At 38.1% G+C, this 26,495-nt stretch carries 18 protein-coding genes and 1 pseudogene; 2 read left to right on the top strand and 17 right to left on the bottom strand.

The annotated features are described in order from the left end of the window. Positions 1-411: 411 nt before the first annotated feature. The 8 genes and pseudogenes from QLQ22_RS25015 to QLQ22_RS06690 all read right to left on the bottom strand — a co-directional run bounded on the left by QLQ22_RS25015 (position 412) and on the right by QLQ22_RS06690 (position 11,062). A complete protein-coding gene (locus QLQ22_RS25015; protein WP_423246253.1) occupies positions 412-3,351 on the bottom strand; it encodes a glycoside hydrolase family 32 protein in 2,940 nt (979 codons plus the stop codon). A 36-nt stretch (positions 3,352-3,387) separates the two neighbouring features. Beyond that, positions 3,388-4,032: pseudogene (locus QLQ22_RS25100) on the bottom strand (glycoside hydrolase family 32 protein); the annotation flags it as partial. A gap of 47 nt (positions 4,033-4,079) precedes the next feature. Continuing rightward, complete coding sequence (locus QLQ22_RS06715; protein ID WP_284016273.1) at positions 4,080-5,066, bottom strand: ABC transporter permease; 987 nt, start codon at positions 5,064-5,066, stop codon at positions 4,080-4,082. Between the two features lie 6 nt (positions 5,067-5,072). Then, positions 5,073-6,626, bottom strand: a complete 1,554-nt coding sequence (locus QLQ22_RS06710) for a sugar ABC transporter ATP-binding protein (protein ID WP_223440582.1) — start codon at positions 6,624-6,626, stop codon at positions 5,073-5,075. A 109-nt stretch (positions 6,627-6,735) separates the two neighbouring features. Then, positions 6,736-7,707, bottom strand: a complete 972-nt coding sequence (locus QLQ22_RS06705; protein WP_252208270.1) for an ABC transporter substrate-binding protein — start codon at positions 7,705-7,707, stop codon at positions 6,736-6,738. Positions 7,708-8,345: 638 nt separating this feature from the next. Beyond that, positions 8,346-9,098 carry a DeoR/GlpR family DNA-binding transcription regulator gene (locus tag QLQ22_RS06700; RefSeq protein ID WP_223440580.1) on the bottom strand — a complete coding sequence of 251 codons (753 nt, stop codon included), beginning with the start codon at positions 9,096-9,098 and terminating at the stop codon, positions 8,346-8,348. Between the two features lie 510 nt (positions 9,099-9,608). After that, entirely contained in the window at positions 9,609-10,133 is a 525-nt protein-coding gene (locus tag QLQ22_RS06695) for a GNAT family N-acetyltransferase (RefSeq protein WP_223440579.1), read from the bottom strand. Between the two features lie 212 nt (positions 10,134-10,345). Continuing rightward, on the bottom strand, positions 10,346-11,062 hold the full coding sequence (locus tag QLQ22_RS06690; protein ID WP_223440578.1) for a YebC/PmpR family DNA-binding transcriptional regulator: 717 nt from the start codon (positions 11,060-11,062) through the stop codon (positions 10,346-10,348). Positions 11,063-11,265: 203 nt separating this feature from the next. Between QLQ22_RS06690 and QLQ22_RS06685 the strand changes: the two genes are divergently transcribed. After that, positions 11,266-11,607: a YflT domain-containing protein gene (locus QLQ22_RS06685; RefSeq protein ID WP_223440576.1), complete on the top strand. Its 342-nt coding sequence runs from the start codon at positions 11,266-11,268 to the stop codon at positions 11,605-11,607. A 250-nt stretch (positions 11,608-11,857) separates the two neighbouring features. After that, a complete protein-coding gene (locus tag QLQ22_RS06680) occupies positions 11,858-13,450 on the top strand; it encodes a phosphodiester glycosidase family protein (RefSeq protein WP_284016272.1) in 1,593 nt (530 codons plus the stop codon). Positions 13,451-13,950: 500 nt separating this feature from the next. Here QLQ22_RS06680 and QLQ22_RS06675 read toward each other — a convergent pair whose 3' ends face one another. The 9 genes from QLQ22_RS06675 to QLQ22_RS06635 form a co-directional block, all read right to left on the bottom strand. After that, positions 13,951-14,733 carry a DUF2935 domain-containing protein gene (locus QLQ22_RS06675; protein WP_284016756.1) on the bottom strand — a complete coding sequence of 261 codons (783 nt, stop codon included), beginning with the start codon at positions 14,731-14,733 and terminating at the stop codon, positions 13,951-13,953. Positions 14,734-15,063: 330 nt separating this feature from the next. Next, positions 15,064-15,435 carry a VOC family protein gene (locus tag QLQ22_RS06670; RefSeq protein WP_223440572.1) on the bottom strand — a complete coding sequence of 124 codons (372 nt, stop codon included), beginning with the start codon at positions 15,433-15,435 and terminating at the stop codon, positions 15,064-15,066. Between the two features lie 400 nt (positions 15,436-15,835). Further along, positions 15,836-17,335: a malate:quinone oxidoreductase gene (locus QLQ22_RS06665; RefSeq protein ID WP_284016271.1), complete on the bottom strand. Its 1,500-nt coding sequence runs from the start codon at positions 17,333-17,335 to the stop codon at positions 15,836-15,838. Positions 17,336-17,751: 416 nt separating this feature from the next. Beyond that, positions 17,752-18,210 (bottom strand): SAM-dependent methyltransferase, encoded by a 459-nt coding sequence (locus QLQ22_RS06660; protein ID WP_284016755.1) that lies wholly within the window; start codon positions 18,208-18,210, stop codon positions 17,752-17,754. A 264-nt stretch (positions 18,211-18,474) separates the two neighbouring features. After that, positions 18,475-19,365 carry an IS3 family transposase gene (locus tag QLQ22_RS06655; protein ID WP_284016270.1) on the bottom strand — a complete coding sequence of 297 codons (891 nt, stop codon included), beginning with the start codon at positions 19,363-19,365 and terminating at the stop codon, positions 18,475-18,477. Beyond that, positions 19,362-19,652: a helix-turn-helix domain-containing protein gene (locus tag QLQ22_RS06650; protein ID WP_284016269.1), complete on the bottom strand. Its 291-nt coding sequence runs from the start codon at positions 19,650-19,652 to the stop codon at positions 19,362-19,364. Before QLQ22_RS06650 ends, QLQ22_RS06655 begins: the two co-directional genes overlap by 4 nt. A gap of 133 nt (positions 19,653-19,785) precedes the next feature. Beyond that, positions 19,786-20,475, bottom strand: a complete 690-nt coding sequence (locus tag QLQ22_RS06645) for an alpha/beta fold hydrolase (RefSeq protein ID WP_284016268.1) — start codon at positions 20,473-20,475, stop codon at positions 19,786-19,788. A 1,257-nt stretch (positions 20,476-21,732) separates the two neighbouring features. Continuing rightward, positions 21,733-22,956: an MFS transporter gene (locus QLQ22_RS06640; RefSeq protein ID WP_284016754.1), complete on the bottom strand. Its 1,224-nt coding sequence runs from the start codon at positions 22,954-22,956 to the stop codon at positions 21,733-21,735. Between the two features lie 403 nt (positions 22,957-23,359). Beyond that, positions 23,360-26,488 (bottom strand): MMPL family transporter, encoded by a 3,129-nt coding sequence (locus tag QLQ22_RS06635; protein ID WP_284016267.1) that lies wholly within the window; start codon positions 26,486-26,488, stop codon positions 23,360-23,362. Positions 26,489-26,495: the final 7 nt, after the last annotated feature.

The raw sequence follows: 26,495 nt of genomic DNA, 5'->3' as shown, positions 1-26,495 counted from the left end.
TAGACTCTTATTATATTTAAATGAAAAATTAGATAGCGACTTAGCAGACTGTTTAAGATAGATGTTGCTCATTGCTAACTCCAAAATTCTTATTTCATATTCTGCGTCTTTCCCTTTTGATGTATAAATAAAAACCGAAGCTTGTTATCACTAAGAATACAGCCGTTTTCCTAATTTTTTAGGAAAACGGCTGTATTTTGCTTCAGATAAGAAGCTGAATAACAACTGAGCGGACTTTTTTGTTTTGCTTGTTCCCTCTTCATTTCTTTCGTGGAAACTTGTGAGATACAAAAGTGAACATCAGAATATACGAAAAATATTTATTTTAGCAGTAAAATACCACAATGAAGTTGAGTCTATGGAAATGGCCCCTCGTTCAAAATAATATGCCATTCATATATTCTCCCCCAATCATCTTGTACCCATGTTAACCTTGTTTTTTACTTGGTTAAACACAACAGTTGAATCCCAGACATTTAGTCCAAAGTAGCCTTCTTTATAGGTTTGGTCGTTTGTATCAATGGCAAGCTTGTCATCTAAATAAGCCTTAATGTTATCGCCTGCCGTCACTACTTTAAGATGATGGTTTTCATTTGCTTGCAGTTTAAGATTTCCATCATTGTTATAGGATGCAAGGTCATGGCCAACACCATTCACAAATTTTATTAATTTGACAACATTATTTTTCACATCAACATTGACAGCATAAGCGTTTTTCCCTTCTGAATCTGAGCGAAAAACCAGTGCTCCTGCACCAACTAAGTTACCAGCTGTATCCTTATTAGGATCATTCGGATGTGAGTCCGTATCAAGAATTTTCATGTCTGCTTCATACTTAAAATTGCTTCCTGCTTCATTTGATAAAATGAATGCATCCCCGCTGCTTTGCCCCTGTTTTCCAGCAATTGTATCTGCCCACTTGCCATTTACAGCTTTCCAGCCATTTAAGGTTGATTTAAAGCCGCTTTTTTTCCAGATACTTTTTACAGGATAGATATTCAAGGATTTCAATGTAACATTTCCATCCTTACTATAAATCTTTACTCCTTTGCTTGTTGGACTAGGGAAGATTTGATCGGTAATCACCGTTTCTCCATCGTTGCCAAATACTTCTACAGCTGAATGATCGACAAAAATATGCATTTTCAAAGTTCCATTTGACACAGAAAGAGGACCTTTGTGTATGTTTACAACATTGCTGCCGTAATCAAAGCTGTCAGAGTTCTTACGGTCAACAAATAATTGCTTGTTCCCAACTTCATACCCTATTTTTGTATACTCATTAGTAGAACCTTTGCGAACTTCAAAGCCAAATTCAGTTGCGGTGGTATTAGAGACATCAAATTCAGCAATCATTTCATAAGCATCTCCTGAAAAATCATCCAGAAGATTGCTCTCATCTGAAATTACTTTATTTTGATAAGATACTTTCTGGTTTTTGTCACGAATTGAATTGATTGAAACCGGCGTTTGTTTTAAACGTACTCCTTCTTCTGTTTCAGTAAGCTCCATCTTCCGAGGGAGGCTCATTGAACTCCTCCATGTTGATGTTGGTGTATTGTTGGCGTAGTGCCAGTTGCTCATCCAGCCTAACCAATATTTCTCACCATTCTCGCCCTCAATTCCACTCCATTCTACTGCTGCATAGAAGTCAGCTCCATAATCACTCCATAATACCTGATCAGACGGATTCTCATTTTCAAACGTTTTTCCATCAAAACTGCCAACAAAATATTGACCACCAGACCCGCCAGCAGGGGCTCCATCATTTAAACTTACTTGCAGCACCCACTTTGTTTTGGTCGGATCGCCATCAATTGGCAATTCAACTAAAGCAGGACATTCCCAAATACCGCCGTTGCTGCCATGTGTAGAAGGGATCCATTCACCGGAAACAGCCATCCAGTCTGTAATGGTTCCGCTCTGCTTAACTTCAGCTTCCACAGGTTCTTTTGCAACATTGTCAACTTCTGCTGGCATAGGACCTTCATTATAAACATGAACATCATCTAGGTTTATATGCCCCCAGCCTCCTACAGCATGGTCAACCACTTTCATATAGAGTACTTCACCGATATAATCAGAAGCATCCCATACGTATTTGTTATACTTTTCCTCTTTAAATTTCGTATTTGCCTGGCGAATTAATTCCTTATTATCAGAGGCTCTCACCAATGATACATAGCGGCTGTTAAAGTCATTCCCACCGCCTAATAAGAAATTAATTTCACCTGTTCCGCCTAGCTTAAAGTATGAGGAATGCAGTTCACCGGTTGCATCGTCTCCATTATGAAGATCTGAAAATCCCCATAAATGATAATTTCCTTCATGGCCAAATTGACCTCCCCAATAGGATGCTGCATCTGTGACGTGATCATTTGTAAAAGCATTCCCTTCAATTAGGCTCCAACCAGTTAAATCACCTGTTTCAAAATCATGGTTATTGATTTCCTTCTCATTTGTTGCGATGTTCTTATTCAGTTGAACATCTTGAAAATTCGTTGAGGAATTCCAAATGTTCAAACCTGCAAACCCAGAGGAAAACGTTGCGTCATTTATGTCATGAATAAGCTGGTCATCTATATAGACTTTAATGTTTTCGCCGTACGTACTTACTTTTAAATGATATAGCTTATCTGTATCAAGACTCATCGATTTTTCAGCTAAGACGGATATTTTTCCATTTTCAATTTTCATTAGTTTCACAGTATCATTCAGGGCATCGATATTTGCAAAATAGCCATTCTTTGCTTCTTCATCTGCTCGGAAAACAAGTGAACCTGCGCCATTACCCCCTTTATTTCCAGAAATCGTGATATCTGCTTCATAGATCAAATTCCCAGCCGTTTGACCGCTCATAATAAAAGCATCATCTGTAGAGCTCCCATTTTTCCCAGCTAATGTATCTTCCCAAGAGCCATTGACAACCTTCCATTTAGACAGGTTCGACACAAAATTTGATTTATTATTAAATTCTGCATTTTGAAAAGCCGCTGTAGAATTCCACGCTGATAAGCCGTAGTAACCGCTTTCAAAAGATGGATCATTTGCTTCAATTACAAGCTCATCGTTTATAGCAACTCTGATTTGATCCCCATTGGCATCTATCTTCACATGATAGGTCGTTGAGGTTTTTAGAGGTAATGGTTTGCGGACAATTTCTTTCGTGATGCCCTCCACATTTTTACTTAATGTGACAACATCGTTTTTTGCATCCAGGTTGGCAATATATCCATTCTCCGCCCGCTTGTCAGCACGAAAAATAAGGCCGCCTGCACCTTCTCTCCCATTCTTTTCGTTAAGGGTAATGTCACTCTCATAGCTAAACGATCCGCCTATTTGCGAGGACATCGCGTAAGAGGTGCGATCAAGACTATTCGCTTGAATTCCGCCATCTGGCCCAAATTCACTAGCAAACTCCCAGTCTTTTAAATTGGGTGACGTATAAAACATGACCTTATTCTTTGCTGTTAACGACATCACCCACTTGCTTGAATCTTCATGCCAGAAAACCTTCGGATCACGCCAATCAGGGATAGGAGGATCAGGCATAACAGGATTACCTTCATATTTTTCCCACGTTCTTCCTTTATCAAGGCTGTATGCAAGACTTTGGACTTGGCCTTTTTCCCCTGAATGAGTAAATATAGCAACCATCGCTTCTTTTCCAAATCCTGCTGTATTGTTCCAATCGATCACAGCACTTCCAGAGAAAATATCACCGTTTTCATCAGGTGATAAGGCAATCGGCAAATGCTCCCAATGAACAAGGTCTTTACTTACAGCATGTCCCCAATGCATCGGTCCCCATGTCGTTCCATATGGATGATACTGATAAAACAAATGGTATTCACCGTCATAATAGACCATTCCATTCGGGTCATTCATCCAGTTTGCTTCAGGAGAGAAATGAAATTGATTACGAAAAGGTTCATTATAATACCCGGAATCTTCTGCGAAAACACTTGTTAATGGAAAACTAAGAACGATTAAGCTGATTAGATATAAAGAAATCTTTCTCGTTATGGACATTTTTTTTAAAAACCCCTTTAACTCTTTAATGTCGCGGAGTGCAGACCTTACGCTGCACTGCTTCCTCTTAAACGATCCAATAAAACAGCTGCTACAATTACGCCGCCCTTTACAACTAACTGCCAATAATAATTAACATCCATAAGTGTCAATCCATTGCTAATAACACCCATGATTAAAACCCCTATGATCGTTCCTTGTATTCTGCCCTTTCCTCCAGTTAAACTTGTTCCACCTAAAATAACCGCAGCAATGGCATCTAATTCATACATTTGTCCTGCAGTTGGCTGGCCAGAATACAACCTTCCTGCTAATACGACACCACCTAACCCAGCTAATAAGCCACTAATGGAATAAACGTTTATTAATGACTTTTCAACCTTGATTCCTGTTAAGCGCGCGGCTTCTTCATTTCCGCCAATTGCATAAATATGTCGGCCAAACATTGTATACTTCAGGACAAAAAACATCACGCCATACACCAAAAGCATGATATAGATTGGTGTTGGTATGCCTAAAATAGCACCGCCGCCAATGAATTTAAAGGTTTCATTTTGCAAAACAATTGGATAACCGCCACTTATGACATAAGCAAGACCGCGAACATACGTAAAGCTTCCTAATGTCACGATAAATGATGGTAATTTCGTTATTGCTGTAAAAAAGCCATTTATAAGACCTACTGCATAACCTACTGCTGCACCTGATAACATCGCAATAATCGGGTTAACTCCTGCAGCTGAAACCATAACTGATATAACTCCAGATAATGCAACTGTAGAACCTACGGATAAATCGATGCCGCCTGTTAAAATAACAATCGTCATCCCTGCAGCTAATATCGCAATAATGGAAACCTGCTTTAATACATTTAACATATTGGCTGTATCTAAAAAGTTAGGTGCAGTGAACGAAAGGACAATACATAATAATAATAGAATCATAATCATGCCTAAACGATTCCATAAAGCAAGAAGGATTCTGCCCGCCTCCAGGCTTTGCGATGGTGATGCTGTTTGAGTATTTGCCTTCATTTTTCTTTACTCCCCTCTAGTAGCTAAGTGCATAACTTTTTCCTGTGTTGCTTCTTCTCTCGAAAGTTCCCCCGTTAATTTACCTTCGCTCATGACAAGGATTCGATCACTGACTCCTAATACTTCCGGCAGCTCAGATGAAATCATTAACACGGCCAGTCCTTCATCCGCAAGCTGTGAGACAATTTTGTGTATTTCAGTCTTTGCCCCAATATCAACACCACGGGTTGGTTCATCAAGCAGTAAAATCTTTGGTGTAATGGACAGCCATTTAGCAATGACTACTTTTTGTTGATTACCGCCGCTTAGGTTTGAGACCTGCTGTTCGGGAGAGGCAACTTTTATATTCAGGTCTTTTATAAACTGTTCTGCACTAGAATTAACCTGTTTCCAACTAACAATTCCTGACTTAGAGTGCTTTTTCAACTCTGCCATTAAAATATTCTCTTTTACTGACATGGATAAAAATAAACCTTGTTCTTTTCGGCTTTCAGGCACATGGGCAATTCCATTTGCAATCGCATCAATTGGTGATTTTATGTTTACAGACTTGCCATCCACGTATATTTCTCCGCTTTTCAACTCCGATATACCAAATAAAGCCCGAACCAGCTCCGTTCTGCCTGCACCTACAAGTCCCGCTAAACCAACAATTTCACCAGGATAAATTTTCAGCGAAACGTCTTTAACAATGGTATTATCAGAGACACTTTTCAGCTCTAGAACAGGGACTGCTTCATATGAGAGTGTTGTCTCAGATGATTTCGTTCGATTAAATAAATCCTTTAAATCACGACCTACCATTAGCTTTACGAGGAGGTCGGGGTTTGTCTCTTCAATCGGCCCGCTTGTTATCCACTCACCATCCCGTAAGACAGTAAATCGATTTGAAATCTTAAAGATTTCGTCCATTCTATGAGAAATATAAACGATCGCAACTCCTTGTTTTTTTAAATCGTCAATAATTTGAAACAGCTTTGTGATCTCTTTATCTGTTAGCGAAGCTGTAGGTTCATCCATGATCAGAACCTCTGCCTTAAAGGATAATGCCCGTGCGATTTCTACCATTTGCTGTTGTGCGACACTCAAGGCTGAAACGAGTTGACGGGGATTTAGATTAGATCCCATTGAATCTAACACCTTTTGTGCACGTTCGTGAACTTCGTCCCACCTGACCATTCCCAGTCGATTTTTTGGAAAAGTTGAGCCCATTAAAATATTTTCACTGATTGTTAGATTAGGAGAGAGATTTAACTCCTGGTGGATAACACTTATTCCTCTGTTCCTTGCTTCGACAGGATTCTTCCATGATATTGGTTGACCTTTTAAATAGATGGTCCCATCATGATCAGGAGTATGGATCCCTGCAAGGATTTTCATAAAAGTTGATTTCCCGGCACCGTTTTCTCCCATTAATGCGTGTACTTCACCTGGATAAAGCTCCATTCTCACATTGTTTAATACCTTTACACCTGAGAATGTTTTACTTATCCCTTCCATATTCAGTAATGGCATTTTTTTAGTTTTTTGTTTTTCTATTAACATATCCTTAACAGCCATAAGTCAATCCCACCCCTTATTTATCCCATTCTTAACGGACAGTAAGACCCTTATTTGAAATAGGCTGAATTAGGGATGGACCCTTATCAGCCTATTTATTCAAGGAGACTTACCAACCCTGGTAAGAATCTAATGTATCTTGAGTTACAAGCTTAACAGGCACTTTAATAAGTTCTTCAACGTCTTCACCCTTTTTCACTTTCATTCCAATTTCAACTGCTTTTTTCACCATTTCACTAGGTGATTGAGCAGAAGTCGCCATAATAGAGCTTCCTTCTTTCGCCATTGCTTCTGCCGCTTCAGGAGCACCGTCGACGCCAACAATGAAAAACTCATCTTTTCTTCCAGCTTGCTCTGAAGCTATTTCTACTCCGATTGCTTCAGGGTCATTGATCGCAAATACAGCGTCAATTGATCCAGATGGATTCGCTTGTAAAATACTTTCCATAACAGATAATGCTTTTTCACGGTTTCCTTCACCATTTTGCTTTGCAGCTACTTTAATTCCAGACTCTTTAATCACATCCTCAAATCCTTGAATCCGATCTGTAACGGCTGAAACTGGAGGTCCATCAATAATGACAATGTTTCCTTTTCCATTTAATTGTTCAACCACATATTCACCAGCAAGCTTACCTGCTTGGTAGTTATCTGAAGTGACTGTTGCATTAACACCGCCCTCTGCATTCGTATCTACTGCAATTACTGGAATTCCGGCATCCTTTGCTTGTTGAACAGCTGCAGCAATCCCCTTCGTATCAACTGCATTTAATAAAATCACATCTACCTTTTTTGTAATAAAGTTTTCAATTTGAGAGGTTTGTTTTGAAAGATCATATTCAGCGCTTTCTACAAGAACTTCTGCACCTAATTCCTTCCCTGCTTCTTCAGCTCCTTTTCCCATTGCAACGAAAAATGGATTTGCTAAAGTACCTACAGTTAATCCGATTTTTAACTTATCGTCGCTGTTTTCCTGTCCAGTGCTATCATTTGAAGATTCACTTGCACTACTGCATGCGGACATTAAAGCCATTAATGCCATTAAACCTAACACGAATAAAGTTTTTACATTCTTTTTCATTGTGAGCCCCCTAGAAATTAATAAATACAAATTTCATTTTTCTTAGAAGTAAATAAATTGATAATACCATTGATAACGCTTACAATCTTGTGGCTGCAACACCTCCTTTAAGTCGTTCAAATATGATTTCATTTTTCTTTAAAGAATAATCTTAGAATATATCGATATTGAAAATTTCAATATTTGTTAGTGGGTTCAAGTTAAATAAATAAAGGAGTTATGATTTTTTATGGTGGATTCCACCACTTAATTTGCTTATCTTTGACTCTTTTTGATTGATTTTGATTATATTATGCTCTTTAAAAACTGTCAATATATTGAGAAAATTCAGTAAATTATATTGGTAATGTAAATATTAGCTAATTTTACTTTTTGTTATAATTCTCAATATAAGTATTATTAGGCGTTTTTAAATGAATAATGGAAGATTTTGATCTACATTGCATTCTTTCCAATTTCAAATAAACGGTTTACCAATATATTTACTTTGAGAAACTAAATGTAAAAGGGGAAAAATTTTTTTGAGATTTTGCCTATTCAAGGCAAAAAAAAAAGAGCTTTAAATCCCTATTGTCTATTCAGTAGACATGTGAGTCAGCTCCAATTAAAACTTTTTTATGTAGAAAAATGAGAGTTTATTAAAGAGGTGCACAGTAAATTTCCGTTTTCTCCCTATACTTCTCCAATATCATCGAATCTTCTTCATTCGTAATGATTTTAGCTTGATGCAGTTTTGCAAATTCAGAAAATGAAACTTCGCCAAATTTCGTATGATCTGCAAGTACAAACGATTCACGAGAGAGATAGATAGCTTTTGCTTTCAGTTGTGCTTCTTCAGGATCTGGAGTAGTAAAACCTAGTTCATGGTGGATTGCATTTGTTCCTATAAAGCTTTTATCAAATCGATAATTTTGAATACTTTCGTATGCATTGCTGCCAATCATCGCTTTTGTTACTTTTTTTACATATCCCCCAATTATATAGGTACTTATATCTTTTTCAAGTAATGCATCCAAATGGTCAATCCCATTTGTAACCACAACAATGTTTTCTTGGTCTAAATACTGTATCATTTGATAGGTTGTTGTACCTGCATCAAGGTATACACAATCTCCAACTTTAATTAATTGGGCAGCATATTTTGCTAGATTGTTTTTTTCTTTAAGATTCTGAGTTGATTTTTCAATCATACTTGGTTCTTCCCGTTTTCTTTGTAACAGTGAAGCACCGCCATGTACACGTTTTATATAGTTCTGCTTTTCTAGTTGATCCAAATCGCGTCGCAATGTAGATTCTGAACTTTTTGTTAACTCTACTAGTTCATGAACCTTAACATTCTCTTTTTCCTTTAAATAATCTAATATCAAACGATGACGCTCAGTTATAAGCAAAAATACCTCCCCCTTATTACTTGTTATTTATCGTATATTTTACTTCTTTTAGCTTAGTATAGTATAAAAACGCAAATAAATGGAATTTTCAAGTTGTATTTACTCTTTAACTATTTAATAAAAAACCGGACAAAACACGCCCGGTCCAAATCAAGGAATAAATGAAAAATGAAATTACAAGGCTTCTTTTTGCCAGTACATAATCATCATGATTCTTTAAGTACATCATGGTTATATAACCAAATATAAAAAAGCCTAATTTCTCGGTGTTGCAAATGAGAAATTAGGCTTTAGTTACTTCATAAAAGCGCCCTTTTCTTGAATAAGCAAGAAGCTCTTATTAGATGGTACATTGGAAGAAAATACATGTTTTTTTATTTCAGAAAAGCACCCGTTACTTTAAGTAAAGACTTCACAATCTGCTTCGTTAATCAAACAAAAAAAGGCAATGCCTTGTTAAAGCATCGCACCCGTTTGTTTGATTTACAATTTGATATTTCACAATGGTTTTCACTTTAACAAAGAATAAATATTCGTATCAAACGGAATATCATTTTGATACATATAATTTCTCAAAATCCCTTCTTTTACAAAGCCTAATTTTGTTAACAACTTATTAGATGCTTTATTTTCAACAAAAACAACTGCTCCAATACGCATTAAACCAAACTCTTTAAAACCATATGAAATCACTTTAGCAGCAGCTTCAGTTGCAAATCCATTGCCCCAATGTTCAGGAAAAAGTGCATAGCTTATTTCTGCTCTCTTATGTTCAGAAGACCACTCTTGATACCCAATTGTCCCGATAATACCTGACGTACCCTTCATTTCAATTCCCCATTTAATACCGCGTTTTTCATTGTAATTCTTCGAAAAATTCCTGACAATTTGTTTCACCTGATCAAGACTTGTTAATGGATTTTGTCCGTAATAACGTAATACATCTGCATTAGAGAAACAATTAAATATATCTAATGCGTCATATTCAATAAGTTCTCTCAAAACTAACCGTTCTGTTTCTAATACAGGAAACATTCTCCCACTCCCTTTTGTTTGAACCTAGAGTCACCTTATTATTATAGCGAGAAAAAATTTTGGATATTATCCATCCCAATTATTTTCAAACAATTAAACTTGCAGTATCTTTATTTTCAAAGAACAAACGTTAAAATAACAAAAAACGGGTACTAAATTGCTGTGCACTTTAGTACCCGTTTTCTTCTGTATTTTTCTTCTTTCTGACGTTATTAACCTAAATCTACATTATGATAAACCTGCTGAACATCTTCTAAATCTTCAAGAGCATCAATCATTTTTTCAAATTGTGCCTGTGCATCTTCAGGAAGCTCGAGGTCATTTTGCGCAAGCATTGTTAGTTCTGCAACTGAAAATTCTGTAATGCCGGCATCCTTAAATGCTTTTTGAACAGCATGGAACTGATCAGGTTCTGCATAAACAATCACAGCTTCCTCTTCTTCCAAAATATCGCGCACATCAAGATCCGCTTCCATTAACAGCTCAAGAACATCGTCTGCTGTTTTGCCTTCAATGCCGATAACAGCTGTTGCATCAAACATATAGGCAACAGATCCATTAACACCCATATTTCCTCCGTTTTTGCCAAATGCCGCACGGACATCCGATGCTGTACGGTTAACGTTGTTAGTCAAGGCATCCACGATAACCATTGATCCATTCGGACCAAATCCTTCATAACGAAGTTCATCATAGCTTTCTTCTGAACCGCCTTTTGCTTTTTCAATCGCACGGTCGATGATTGCTTTTGGAACACTGTAAGTTTTTGCACGCTCAAGCACCACTCTTAACGCCTGATTTGATTCCGGATCAGGCTCGCCCTGCTTTGCTGCCACATAAATCTCACGTCCGAACTTCGCATAAATCCGGCTTGTGTTAGCATCTTTTGACGCTTTTTTCTCTTTAATATTGTTCCACTTGCGACCCATATTCTTTCACTCTCTTTCCGTTCATATAAAAGGCAGTTTCGGGTGCCTATATAAAGTTCGCTGCATGATTAAAACTAGTTATTTACTGCATTCAATCTATTATATCAAATTCACCTCATTTTTCACGAGTATCTTGCTGAAAAAGAAAGGCTTGTTTATCCAGTTAATAGAGCGGGTATCTCTAACCTATGGAGGCGATCTAAATGAAACCGAAATTCAAAGTATTTCACGATGACGAGCAATTAAGCAAATCCATTGATACTTTAAGAAATGATGGAATCAGAGATGATGATATTTATATCCTTTCACATGACAACGACCATGTAAGGCGTGACCGCAAAGAAACTGATGCCAACAAAATCGGGGTAGGCGTAACCGGAGTCGGAACTGCCTTAAAAAATGTGTTCCGAAGCAAAGGCGATAAATTGCGTGCGAAAATGGAAGAAATCGGCTTTGAAAAAGAAATGGCTGAAAAGCTTGAAGAAGAATTGGATAAAGGGAAAACGCTGCTGGTTGTAAGAAATCAGGATGAAGTGACGTTTTGATCTATTTTAAGAATTAGCTGAAAGATTTTATAATGCACTAGCATAATTATGCTAGTGCATTTTTGTTTGTTAATAGCATCAAAAACGTCTTAACCAAATAGATAAATTATTTATTATCAATCAAAATCCTTCTATTTCTAACTCTGTAAACAAATGTTCATAAACACATAATGTTCCCTTTACTCTAGCTTAATAACAATTTAGTAAAGTAAACTAAACTAAAGTAGACACAACTCTAAGGGAGGCAATGATGAAGAAACAAATATTTCAACTTCATAAAAAAGGTATTAAAAGGTTTTCTCATATAACTTTAGCAGCTTTATGTATTTTTTTAACTCCATCTCTTACCTATGGTTACGATGCAAAAATGAAAACTGTTAAAACAGAAACTCAATCACCATTTATGAAGTATGAAACTAAAGAATCACAAAAATTACAGGACGGAGTAACATTTTCTAGACTCGTTTACGGAAAAACAAATCGTGAAGATGCCTTTATGGTAAATGTAGATTTCCTTACTTCAAATAATGAAGCAATTAAACTAAAAGAAAAGTTGGCTTCTCAAGGCTATGATTCATTTATTCAAAAGATCAATGAAAGAGCACAAGACGATCCAGAACGAGTACCTCTTGGATATCTAGTGAGAATCGGTCCATTCCAGGCAGAGTCAGAAGCAAAGAGTTTAAAAGAGGAACTGGCGTCAGGAGGCTACAGCGATTCAAGGGTTGTTTTTACGGGAGAAGATGGAGATGCGACTACAGGACCATGGGTTGTTAATGTTCTTGAGATAAACCCAAAAACGTTTAAAGGGCATATATCGCCTGTTATAGCAAATGACCAAGTCCCAAGTAAAGAAAAGCTGACTAGTATGTCGATGAGGATGAATGCATTAGCCGGTATTAATGGCGGATATTTTGTAATGGGTCCAAAAGATGGAACTGAGGGCGACCTTGCAGGTATTTCTATGGTAGATGGCAAGCTTATCAGCGAGGCTGTAAATGGTCGAACAAGCCTCATTTTGAACGAGAAAAATCATGCCTCCATATCTACGGTAAATACAAAACTCAGTATACAAACATCTGATGGTGAAAAAAGGGAAATAGATGGTCTAAACCGGGTACCTGGCCTTATTCGGGGATGCGGTGGTGTCGGTGATAAAGAAACCAATCAGCCAAAACATGATTATACTTGCACAGATGCAAGCGAATTGATCCAGTACTCTTCACACTTTGGAACAAATACTCCTTCTGGTGACGGTGCTGAAGCTGTCATTAACAGCAAAGGGATCATTACTGAAATCAAAGATGCACGTGGAGGCAAAATTCCTGAAGGAAGTACAGTTTTATCGGGTACATCAGAAAATGCACGGTGGATTCATGATCATCTGCAAGCTGGAGAAAAGGTGAATATTAAGAAAAAGATGTTTACAGAAGAAGGCTCGTTTCCTTCAAGAAAAGGAATTGGAATTATCAATGGCGGCCCAAGACTCCTGGAAAATAAAAAGATAAACATCCCTTCAACTGCAGAAGGATTTCACCAGCCTGATAACCCTGAGTTCTTTTATCAGTTCGGCCAAAGACGGCACCCCCGAACCGTTGCTGGAATTAAAGCTGATGGTACTATCCTTTTGGTAACCATTGATGGAAGAAAACCAGGTTATAGCGTTGGAGCTAACTTTAAAGAAAGTGCACAACTTTTAAAATCTTTAGGTGCCGTAAACGCCCTAAATCTTGATGGGGGCGGCTCCACAACCATGACAGTAAATCAAAAATTGGCAGGCACACCTTCTGATGCTGCAGGTGAACGTCCAATCGGTGATGGTATCTTGCTGTTACCTCAATAAATATGAGATAACTTAAAACTGCACCCTAGCCAGGTACACAACGAAAAGCTCTAGTTTATATCTGCTAGAGCTTTTTATATGTCTGAAAAAATTCATCCTATTTTCTTCTATTGATAATCATTACCATATAAATATACTTCAATTATAACTTAACTCATTTATCTATTGATAGAGACGACAAAGTATTTCCCGTTTCAAGCAACCTTTTCAAGTTACTTAGGATATCAGGCCAACCATAGTTTAAACATTCAAAGGTATCTTCCTTCTCTACAAAATCAGCAGGCACAAGATCCATGTTTAAGAGTGAATTTTACAGTTGAATCCAAAAGGACTAATTCAAAGTAACCTGTACGGGCTTCATGTTCATATTAGAGTGCATGCAGTTTTATTATGCAGACGACAGACACTCTTATGATGTTTGGATATAACCTTAAAAACAAAAAAAGGACTAAATACGTCCTTTTGTAATCACTAAAGCCATCAATTTAATTATTTATGGCCTATTCTAGACTCGCTTCAAATAAATCGATGATCTCAAGAAACCTCTCAGCTTCTCTAAAAGTATGATCAGCTAAAAGGGGATGTATAATGCTCTTAATACGGCATGCTTCTATTAACTCTCTTGCTGTTTTCTTAAAATCCCTTAACGAAGCTACTGAAACTTTATTTTGATTTAAGAATTGGCTTAGTATAGGTCCAGTTTCTGATTGTGGCCGCATAGATTCCAAGTCAACTGCCTGAAAAACCAATTGATCAAAATCATGACTAAACTCCCTTGCCTGCTCTACTAATTTTCGTTCCGAAGGATCTAAAAGATGTCCGATAAACTTAGCATGATCTGCCATGATTCTGAGAAAGAAAACATTTTCTTCTATAATAGCTTCTGGTTTAGGGACTAGTTTACCTTCATTGAGTTCTTTTAGTCGATTAGCAAAGTAAGCTGCTTCTCTGCTAATGTGATCAACCAATAACGGGAAATTATTAGAACGAATTTCGCAGCGCAATGTTAAACCTAACACTTTTCTCTTGTATTGCCATATTGAAGCAGCTGCTTGAAAAACCTCTCTATTAAAAGCCTGTATTTGACGTAAATCTGAGTTTACCGTGAACTTGCTCAACTTTTCCTCTATTCTTTCAAAAACAGTGATAAACTGCTGTGCTTCAGTAATCAATTGTTTCTGTTCATGGGTAAACCCTAAACTTAAAAATAAGGCGTGCTCTTTCATAATCCTTGACCAAAATTTTATTTCGTCAAGCGACCTTGCAACAATTGCGTTTGCCAGAGTAATCCCCCCCCCATTTACACACTCCTATCTAAATATATATTTGATTTGTTGTCCATATTCATACTAATTCAAAATTAAATGTGAGTAAGCACTTCCGTTCTGAAAAAGTCTTCTTATATATAGAGATTTTCTTTTATTTCTGACCCTTTAGTTAAATAAAAAGGCTTTACTCCTTATTGAAGTAAAGCCCCCTTTCCTCCTTTTCGTTGAGGAAGTTTCATTCTAACACCTATGGTGAATCAAAAAGACTGATCCCAAGTGAAATCGACTAAACGTTTTTTTGAAACAGAAGGAGAATTTTATGTTGTTCCTATTCCGTCCTCTATTTTATCTGTGCTGATCTACAAGAATGGGATTACCGTCAGGATCTTCAATTGTAAAACTTGCAGGCCCTTCGGTTGTTTCATCTGCTTCAGACAGTATTTTAATTCCTTTTGCTTTAAGCTGCTTTTGGATGTCTCGAATGTCTGTAAACGACTTAAGATTTTCGGCATTTTCATTCCACCCAGGATTATAAGTCAGAATATTCTTTTCGAACATTCCTTGAAAGAGACCAATTATGCAGCTTTCATTCTTCATAATAAGCCAATTTTGAGTAATATCCCCTCCAAAGACTTGAAATCCTAGATCTTCGTAAAATAATTTTGATTTGTTAATGTCTTTTACACTTAAACTTACAGAAAATGCACCTAGTTTCATATTTTCCTCCAATAAAAAAGTAATAATTCAGAAAGTTAATTTCATATAAATTAATTATACATCAATACTTTTAAGAATACATTTCAGTTTGTCCAATTTTTATAAGGTAAAACCAAAGCCCAAGTTATCTCAATATGCATAAATCCTTCTGAACCACTTTTGGAATAAAATAACTGGCGTTTTTATGAAAAAAGAACCTTCAATCTAAAGATAGATTAAAGGTCCTCTGTTTTATCTTCAACGATATTCGATTATTTACTCAATTCTTTATGTGAATTTTCTTTATCTCTTTTTACAATTATCGCCTTTTAAACCTCTTGATTAATTAAACGATTGTCCATATATGAAAAATGCAACTTAAACTTTTTCATTATATACCTTCGTTTTTACATCCAAAGAATTAACTATAGGCTAGTTCTTTTGCGCTTAGACCAAGCGTCTCTGCTGTTGAAGTATGAATTTCGTGCAGAAGCTCTGGATTTTCCATTAGTGACACGCCATAAGAAGGAATCATTTCTTTGATTTTTGGTTCCCACTCTTTCATATGCTGCGGGAAGCATTTATTAATTACCTCAAGCATAACGTGAACAGCAGTAGAAGCACCTGGAGAAGCACCCAGTAATGCTGCAATCGAGCCATCAGCTGCAGTAATAACTTCGGTACCAAATTGAAGCGTTCCTTTGCCTTCAGCAGTATCTTTGATAACTTGTACACGTTGGCCAGCTACTACTAAATCCCAATCCTCGCTCTTAGCGTTAGGGATAAACTCTCTTAACTCTTCCATGCGCTTTTCTTTCGATAACATAACTTGCTGGATCAGGTATTTTGTCAATGACATCTCTTTTGCGCCTGCCGCAAGCATTGTTAAGACATTATTCGGTTTTACGGAAGTTACTAAATCAAACATTGAACCTGTCTTTAAGAACTTTGGTGAGAAGCCGGCAAATGGCCCAAATAGCAGCGCTTTTTTATTATCGATAAATCTTGTGTCAAGATGCGGAACAGACATTGGAGGAGCTCCAACCTTAGCTTTTCCGTATACTTTTCCATGATGCTGCGCTATAATTTCCGGATTCTTACATACCATAAATATTCCGCTTACTGGGAATCCGCCAATATGTTTCCCTTCAGGAATACCAGATTTTTGCAGTAAATGCAGGCTTCCTCCCCCGCCTCCGATAAAGACGAAATTAGCAGTATGGCGTTCTATGCTGCCGTTATCGGCATTACGCACTTTTAATTCCCATGAGCCATCGCTAGTACGTACAATATTATCAACACAATGTTTGTATTTAATATCGACGTTTTGATTCTTTAAGTGATCAAACAACATGCGTGTTAAAGCACCAAAGTTAACGTCTGTACCAGAGTCGATTTTTGTTGCTGCAATAGGTTCGTTTGATGGACGGTCTTGCATAATTAGCGGGATCCATTCCATCAGTTTTTCTGGGTTATCCGAAAATTCCATACCTTTAAACAGAGGATTGTTTATCAGCGCTTCAAAACGTTTCTTTAAAAACGCAACATTTTTTTCCCCTTGTACCATACTCATATGAGGTATTGGCATAATAAAGTCTTGCGGATTATTAATCAGCTTACAGTTAACGAGATAAGACCAAAACTGCATTGAAACTTGAAACTGTTCATTAATTTTAATAGCCTTGCTAATATCTATAGATCCGTCAGATTTTTCGGATGTATAGTTAAGCTCACACAGTGCAGAATGTCCCGTACCCGCATTATTCCATTCGTTAGAGCTTTCTTCTCCTGCGTTTGCGAGCTTCTCAAACACTTTGATTTCCCATTCCGGTGCTAGCGCTTTCAATAATGATCCCAAAGTCGCGCTCATAACACCGCCACCAATTAAGATAACGTCTGTTTTTTTCTGTATGCTGCTCATTATACCCGTCCTTATCCCCTATATTTGCAAAAAAGATGTAGGGGCTCCTGCTCAGATGTTACAAAAAGCCAGGCGCGACCTAGGAACACACCTTTTCTGTCTCAATTATAACTATATCATAGTCTATTAAAATTATTTATAAATTTAATTATCTACTATAACTATATTGTAAAAATATAGTTTGTGTGAAGAAATGAACTAAACCTTGCCTGCCTTTAGTTGAAGAAGAAAAAGCCAATCTTTATTAGTAAAGTAAATGGCACGATTGTTGATCCCATATCATGAAACCAATCTTCAACTAATATGTCCGAAATATTTAAAAATTAGGTGATTAACTCCATCTTTTATGGAATCATTCCCTTATAGCACGGAAAGTCTTACCTAATTCCTGACCCAATATAAATACCTCTTATCTACTATTCCCAATAATTCTCCATTAACTCAGAAGCCCATGAAGGCTGTTTTGTTTCTCTTTTTGGTAAAAATTCTTTCATAACAGGTTTTATATCTATTATTGGTGTACCATCATTTGCATCAAAGCCTTTGACCATGATAGATAGTTCTTCTTTTTTGATAAATTCAACAATTGTAGCACCTATTTTATTTGGACGATTCTTTCCTCGCTGTGCAAAAATCCCCACTTTAGGAAACTCTTTATTATTTCTTGGGTGTCTTGAGGTATATTGTATATTTTCATCTGAAACCAGGTGAAAGAGGTATATTATTTCTAAATGACTAAACGATTCTATACCATCTAGACAACTTATATCCCATTCTTTTTCTAAATTTATTACCGAAACAACTTCCCCCCAAAAATCATCTTCTGGTGTTTTACGTTCGTTGGAAACTGCTCCAATTGAATTTATAGTAAATATACTCATTCTCAACACTCCCTTTATAAGGAAATATAACACTACATTTATTGAAATAGTATGACTATTTTTTTAATAAGATTAATAACTTTTTCTTATCCCTTATTTGAACTAACGGGTTATGCTCAATTGGCTTTATTCCACAATCCTGCCCGATTGCTTCATTTTTAAAACCAAGCCATTTGCTCCTTACTTTATAAAATTTAATAAGGCGCACTCCTTTTTATGATCTGACCCCTGTCAAGTAGACACAAAAAATAAGCGCAGTTAAGAAGCCTGGCTTCTATATTCGATAGGAGTCAGGTTGTTTAGCTTGTTTTGAAACCTTTCGTGGTTATAAAAGAGAATGTAGTCTTTAATAGACCTTCTAACCTCTTGTGAAGTTTTAAAAGTATACAGGTTAAAACATTCTGTTTTTAAATGACTGAAGAAACTTTCCATACTAGCGTTGTCCCAACAGTTGCCCTTTCTAGACATACTAGCTTTCATTTTATATCTTGTGAGTAGCTGATTATAGTTATGGGACGTGTATTGGTATCCTTGATCACTATGGAGCAGGATTCCTTTTACATTCCTTCCTTTTATGGCTTTTTTAAACGTATCCAAGACTAGTTTATAATCATTGCGTCTACTAATTTGGTACGCAACAACTTCGTTATTATATAGGTCTTTGATGGCAGACAAATATAGTTTCTGTCCATTGAAAATGAGATACGTAATATCAGTTACCCACTTTTCATTAGGGCGTGAAGCGTAAAAGGCTCTATTTAAATAATTATTCGAGATAAGATAAGGTTCTTTTTTACCGTAATAAATTCGTTTCTTCCTGATAATTGCTTTAATACCTAGCTCACTTAGTAACCGTTGAACTTTTTTGTGATTAATGTGAATATCATAGGTTCTCTTTAACCAAATTTGTATTCTTCTATAACCATAGATGCCCCTATATTTCTGATGGCATTCCATTATTTTCTGCTTTAGCTTCTCATCCTCTATCTGCTTATCCGAAGGTAATGCTTTACGCTTTACCCACTTGTAGTATCCACTTCTTGATACTTTAGCCAGATGGCAAAGTAGCTGTATAGAATGAGCTTGTTTGGATAAATCATCGATGATTTGAAATAGATTACTAAGTTCTAAATCAATTCCCCCTTTCACATCTTTAAAAGCTTTTTTAACAGTTCGTTCTCAGCTTCTAATCGCTTTATTTTCTTTTGAGGACTTTCAATGGTAGATGAAGAGACTTTACTAGACATACTTTTTCTTCCGCGTTTCTCTCTAAGACTAACAATCCCATCTTCACTAAACTGTTTAACCCACCGTTGTATGTTTTTTCGATGAATGTTTAATTCTCTGGAAACAGCTGAATAATTCTTCTTTTGATGATATAAATCCACCGCTTTTTTCTTAAACGATATATCATAAGTCTCTGCTTTTTTCTCCATAAAAAATACCCCCTCCTAGTAGACAGATTAATGCGCTTTTTTAAATGTGTCTACTATAAGGGGATCATGCCATTTACAGAAATGCGCCCGTTTGTTTAATAAAGGAAAGGAAATCATGAAAGCGTTCGGAAACTCATGAATGAAGAAAACCTTTTACGGCAGCTAAGAAGGCTGGTAAATTAGCTTCATGCACAAAGTGCCCAGCATCCTCTATCGTCACCAATTCGCAATTCGGAATCAGCTCAGAAACTTCCTGCAATTTGTTTTGAGGAATATGACTGGACCCACCGCCTATAATAAGAGTCGGCATGGTAATGTCGGTAAGCCGCGCCCACCATTCGGGATTTGGTTCATTAAGCTGCCGCAGAATCGAAGGCACAACCAGCCAATCAAACGGCAGGGGATTAGCTGGTTTGGAAGGAACTTCGATCAGCTTATCCAGAAAAGGAGGAGGAGTGTCTTCAACAATCAGCCGTTCTACCCTTGACGGAAAAGTTTCAGAGAAAAGATAGGATACTGTCCCACCCATGGAATGACCAATTAGCGTAAACCGTTCCAAATCCATTTCATTCGCAAAATGAAGCAAGTCATCGCACATCAGTTCAAAAGTGTATGTACTTGTTCTCGCACTCCCGCCGTGCCCCCGTTGATCTAATGCTAGAACACGGTATTTTTCTCCTAATACTGCAGCCGCTTGATCCCATGATTCTGCACTTTTTCCCAGCGCGTGAAGTGCAACCAGCGGCGGTGCAGAAGGGTCCCCGCTCTCACGATATTGAAAAGTAAGTCCATTCAGCTCAATTTGATTCACCCGTGTTTCCATCTCAGATCATCTCCTAGGGGGGTTTCGTCATTTACACCCGTATATTTAGTATCCATACATATATATTTCAGCGAATGTATGAATATTTCCTTCATAAACACTTCTCCTCTTTGTTGACAGACAATATTCTGGTTTTGGGTACTCAAAGAGTACGGATGATTCCCTTAAACACGCAAAATCCTGATTTTCGGTACTCAAAGAGTGAGTATGATTCCCCAAAACAGGCAATATCCTGGTTTTGAGTACTCAAAGAGTGCGTATGATTCCCCAAAACAGGCAATATCCTGGTTTTGAGTACTTAAAGAGTGCGTTTGATTCCCCAAAACAGGCAATATCCTGGTTTTGGGTACTCAAAGAGCGCATATGATTCCCCAAAACAGGCTATATCCTGGTTTTGAGTACTCAAAGAGCGCGTTTGATTCCCCAAAACAGGCTATATCCTGATTTTGAGTACTCAAAGAGTGCGTTTGATTCCCCAAAACAGGCTATATCCTGGTTTTGAGTACTCAAAGAGTGCGTTTGATTCCCCAAAACAGGCTATATCCTGGTTTTGAGTACTCAATGTGTGGGTATGATTCCCCAAACCAGGCTATATCCTGGTTTTGGGTACCCAAAGAGAGCGGATGATTCCCTAATACAGATAAAATCAGTGTTTTGAGTACTCAAAGAGTGCGTTTGATTCCCCAAAACAGGCTATATCCTGGTTTTGAGTACTCAAAGAATGCGTTTGATTCCCCAAAACAGGCAATATCCTGGTTTTAGGTACCCAAAGAGAGCGGATGATTCCCTAATACAGATAAAATTAGTGTTTGAGTACTCAAAGAGCGCGGATGATTCCCCAAAACAGGCAATATCCTGGTTTTAGGTACCCAAAGAGAGCGGATGATTCCCTAATACAGATAAAATTAGTGTTTGAGTACTCAAAGAGCGCGGATGATTCCCCAAAACAGGCAATATCCTGGTTTTGTGTACTCAAAGTGTGCGTTTGATTCCCCAAAACAGGCAATATCCTGGTTTTGAGTACTCAAAGAGTGCGTTTGATTCCCCAAAACAGGCAATATCCTGGTTTTGAGTACTCAAAGAATGCGTTTGATTCCCCAAAACAGGCTATATCCTGGTTTTGAGTACTCAAAGAGCGCGTTTGATTCCCCAAAACAGGTAAAATCCTGGTTTTGGGTACCCAAAGAGCGCGTTTGATTCCCTAATACGGGCAATATCAGTGTTTTGAGTACTTAGAGAGCGCGTTTGATTCCCTAACTAATTGGAATCTTCTTTCATTGGCTTTCCGGTTTCAATTAATATTTTGTTTCTGCCTAAAAAGATTGCAAGTATTAAAATGAGCAGCCCAGTTCCAATAAGCAGCCATTCAATTTTTATTATATCTGCGATTGGACCGAAAATGAGCATCCCTATCGGCATCATCGACGTCGATATCATCCCAAATACACCAAAAATTCTCCCCAGATAATTTTCTTCTACTCTCTCTTGTAATAAAACCATAGTTGGCGTATTAAAAAGTGGAATAGCAACTCCAAATACAGCCATACAAATTAAATAAATCCAAAAGACAGGAACAATCCCGAGCGCAAACGTACAAGCTCCCATTAAAAGACTTGCGAATGTCATCGTATAAACTTTGTTTTGAAATCCTCCCCAAGAAGCAATAATTCCTCCACCCGCCATCATACCAATCGAAAAAGCGATTTCGATGGCTGTTAACCGCCAAACACCCTCTCCAAAGCTGCGAGTAACTTGCAATGGGGTTAAAAATGCAGCAGGTGCCATCAAGACAAAGAAAAAAGCGAAAAACAGAAAGAAAATCTTAAGAAAATCGTGATTATTAATGTACGTTAATCCTTTTTTAAAATCATCGAAGTAGCTCGTAGTTTGTTTTTCGCTTGCTTTCTCATGCACCGGAATATTAAAAAACACAAGTAACGTCAAAATCGCAATAGCTGCGGTAATGACATCGATCATAAAAATCATTTCGATGGAAGCCATTGTCAACAGTGCTGCACTAACGAGTGGTGACACGAACATAATAATTGCCTGAAGACTTCCATTTGTTCCGTTCACTTTCGTCAGCTTATCCTTTGGAACGATTTGAGGTAAAATGGCTCCCACCGCCGGGGTTTGAATGCCTGTTCCGATTGCACGAACTGCAGCCATAACAAAGAGCAGCCAAATCGCATCATATCCCATTAAAAATACAATTGCGAGTATAAGTGTTGCGATTGCAATCAGTCCATCTGATAAAATAATCAGCATTTTTCGATTGTAGCGATCCGCCCATACACCCGCAATGGGGGATAAAATAAAGGTAGGTATGAAGCCGCAAATGATGAACAGCGTCATCATTACACCTGATTCAGTAGTAAGTGTGATATGCCACAAAATCGCATATTGAACCAAGGATGAACCAAAAAGGGATATCGTCTGACTGCTTAAAAAGAGAATAATATTTTTTTTCCAATCTTCCATTCCATTTGCTGAGTTCACTTAATCACGACCTTCTCTATTCCTGCTAAAATTAATTTTAAACATCATTAAATAATACTCATTCAAATAAAACGCTGGGATATTCAACAAAAACCAAGGCCTTTCACATAAAGAAAGAACACAATGATTACTTCTTATTGCCCCTCATTAGCTTATCAATATTACCTATAAATTTCCAGTAAAAAGTCATTCTTTTTCCCGATCAGCAGGATTATAATTCCATTTAAATAATAAGAAAAAAGCATTCCTCCGAATGCCCGGAATCCACCTTCAATTTAAGGTTATTTGCAATTTATATATTTTACATTTCGAAAACACTGCGCTTCAATGCTTCTTTAATCAAATAAGCCGTTCTCATTAAGAGGACGGCTTTATTTAATACTGTTCAGTCAGAAATCCGTTTAAACGGCCACCAATTCGCCTGCCCAAAGCTTTTCACCATCACCGGGATAAACAGCGGCAGGATAACTAGCGCGTATAAGAACAACCCTATTAGAATGATAGATGCAATCTGGAGCAAGGACAGCATTCCAGAAGGCATCATAGCAGCAAAGGTTCCGCCAAGAATAACCGCTGCTGAAATAATGACGGTTCCCATCTTTTTCATCGCCATCAGCATCGCCTCACCTACTGAGAGATCGCGGTACTCGTTGAAGCGGTCCATCAAGAAGATGCTGTAGTCGACGCCAAGGGCGACAAGAATGACGAATCCAAAGAATGGCACCGCCCAGCTGATGCCGGCATACTGCAGAATATCTACAAAGATTACTTCGTTAATAGCCATAGAGGTAAAATAAGCTAAAACCAAGGACCCAATAATATAGATTGGCATAATAATAGATCGGAACATAAAAATGAGAATAATCGAGATGCCGACAAGCATCAGGACTACTGTCCGGGAATAATCCTGTGCAGAAACTGTACTTAAGTCTGCATTTGTACTTGTAATCCCGCCAACTGCTACTATTGCATTTTCAAGTTTCGTATCATTGACAGCTCTTTCTACTGCTTCTTTGATCTCGGGCACTTGTTCAATCGCCTCATTTGAATACGGACTTGCCTCCATTACCACATCTAGAGTCATAGTTTTGCGGTCTTCTGACATGTAGGCATCAAGAGCCTGCTCAAATTCCTCACTCTCTAACACTTCCTGAGGCAAATAAAAACTTTTAGTATTTGATGACTTTGATAAGCCTGAAAGGTAATCCTGAGCTGACCCAAGTCCGTCTGAAACTTGATTCAGTCCGTCTGCACTTTGATTCAGTCCATCTGTGAGCTGACCTAATTGCCCCCCAAGATCTCCAAACCCGTCAAGCAGCTGTTTTTGGCCGGAGTTAATTCCGACAAGTCCCTCTGTGAACATCGGCATATTATCAATGATTTGCCCCTGACCGTCAGCAAGCTGGTTAAGTCCTGCGAGCTGCTGATCAACGCCTGTAATAAGAGCATCAAGACCCCCAGCTACTCCTTGCTGTCCTGCATTAGCTTCAGCGAAGCCTGCGTTTGCCTGATTCATTCCTGCAGTCAATTGAGCTAAACCGGAGTTCAGCTGTCTTAATCCTGCAGAAAGCTTAGGCAGCTCCTGCTGGACAGCGCCAACTGTTCCTTTTAATTTTTGATACTGGGCTTCATTTTCTATTCCTGCATATTTCTTTTCAAGATAAGCAAAATCCTGCTGTGAAATTTGAGCCATAGCCCCATCCAAAGTCGACAAGCCGTTTTGAATCTGTGTATATTGAGCACTCAAGTTTTCCAATTTCCCTTGAATATCTTCGTATCCCTTAAGAAGCTCTTTATATCCCGCAAGCAATTCCTCACTGCCTGCTTTAGCCTGTTCCAGCCCCTTTTTAATTTCACTGGAGCCTGCTGAACCCTGACGAATCCCATCCTCTACCTTCGCCAAATTCGCTTGAACTTCCGTCAGTCCTGATTGAAGCTCCGAAGTACCCGAAATCAAGTCGTTTATGCCATTTGCTGCATCATTCAGCTCAGGCTCAGACTTTGAAAGCTCGCTGCCTGCTTCATTCAGCCCTTTGCTGATTTCATCCAGTCCTTCTTTTCCATCGCCTATGCCTTTACCGAGGCTCTCCGCCTGCTTGGCGACAAAGAAGTCTTCTACCTGTTCTCCTGCAGGACGTGTAACTGAGCGGACGTTATCGACCAGGTCCACTTTTTCAAGCTCCTGGCTGATTTTCTCTGCAAGTGCTGCATATTCTGCAGAATCCATTTTTTCATCATTTTTCATGACAATCTGAGTCGGCATGGATTCCCCTGGACCGAAGCTGTCTGCGATTGCATTGAATGCTTTAATCGAGGCCACATCTCCGCTGACCTCTTCAAGTGAATCAAAGGATAGCTCTCCGTCATAGACTGCTAAAAATGGAACGCAAATGGCAGCTACGATCAGAAGCGAAAGGAACGGACGTGCAAGAGAGAATCTTCCTAATACTCCCCACAGCTTGCTTTCTCCGTGTTCTGCTTTACTTTTTGACGGCCAGAAAATCTTCCCGCCTAAAACCGCCATGAAAAAAGGAACAATTGTAAACAAAGCTACTAGTAAAATAGCAACTCCAACCGCAACCGCAGAAGCAGATTGATAGAGTTTAAACTGTGAAAAACCAATCGCTGCAAAGCCTATCATAACGGCGACACCGCTGAAAAACACTGTGCGTCCGGCATTGCGGTAAGTTGCCACAATGGCTTCAGGAACGGTTTCATGAGCAGATAATTCTTCTTTAAACCTGCTTAAAATCAAAATACAATAATCTGTTCCGATCCCAAACAAGACGGCAACTAAAAAGATTTGAGTATAATTGGAAATCGGAAAATGAAATGAATCGACTAAAAACGAAACAATTGATTGTGAAGCTAAATAACTAAATCCAACTGCAAGCAGCGGAATAAGAGGTGCCACGATTGATCTGAAAACCAAGAGCAGAACGCCTAATATAAAGACAACTGTAATGCCTTCTGTCTTTTTCAGGCCCTCTTCTGAACTTTTCATCAAATCTTCATTGATCATCCAGTTCCCCGTATAATCGTGATCTACTTTTACTTCATGGATCGCACTGTATAAGGCTTCTCTGACCTCATCAGGCTCACGTTCATTCCAGGCTACATTGATTGAGGCCAATATTGCTTTTCCATCCTTGGATACAAGCTGTTCTTTTAAACTATCTTCATTAAAATGCGTGAGAATTTCTGTAATTCCAAGCTTATCTTCATTCTTCTCAAGCAGCCTGATGGCTTTTTCAGCTTCGGCTATTTCTGTTTTCGTCAGTTTTTTCTCACTGTAAAAAACAAGTGCAACGCTGCTTTCATCTCCGCCGCCTTCATCCTTCTGCACTTCGCCTAAAATCTCAGAGGCATATGAGGAAGAATACCCTTCAGGAACATCAATCTGTCCTTTTTCCCTCACTAAATCCGCCATATTCGGGGCCGCAAACAATAATCCTGCCACAACAGCAAGCCAGGCAATCAGAACAAGCCATTTGCTTTTAATAATTGTCTTCATGATCTTC

It is taken from the genome of Metabacillus hrfriensis, assembly GCF_030127205.1.
Taxonomy (GTDB): domain Bacteria; phylum Bacillota; class Bacilli; order Bacillales; family Bacillaceae; genus Bacillus_P; species Bacillus_P dongyingensis.
This window is presented reverse-complemented; position numbering and strand designations above follow the sequence as displayed.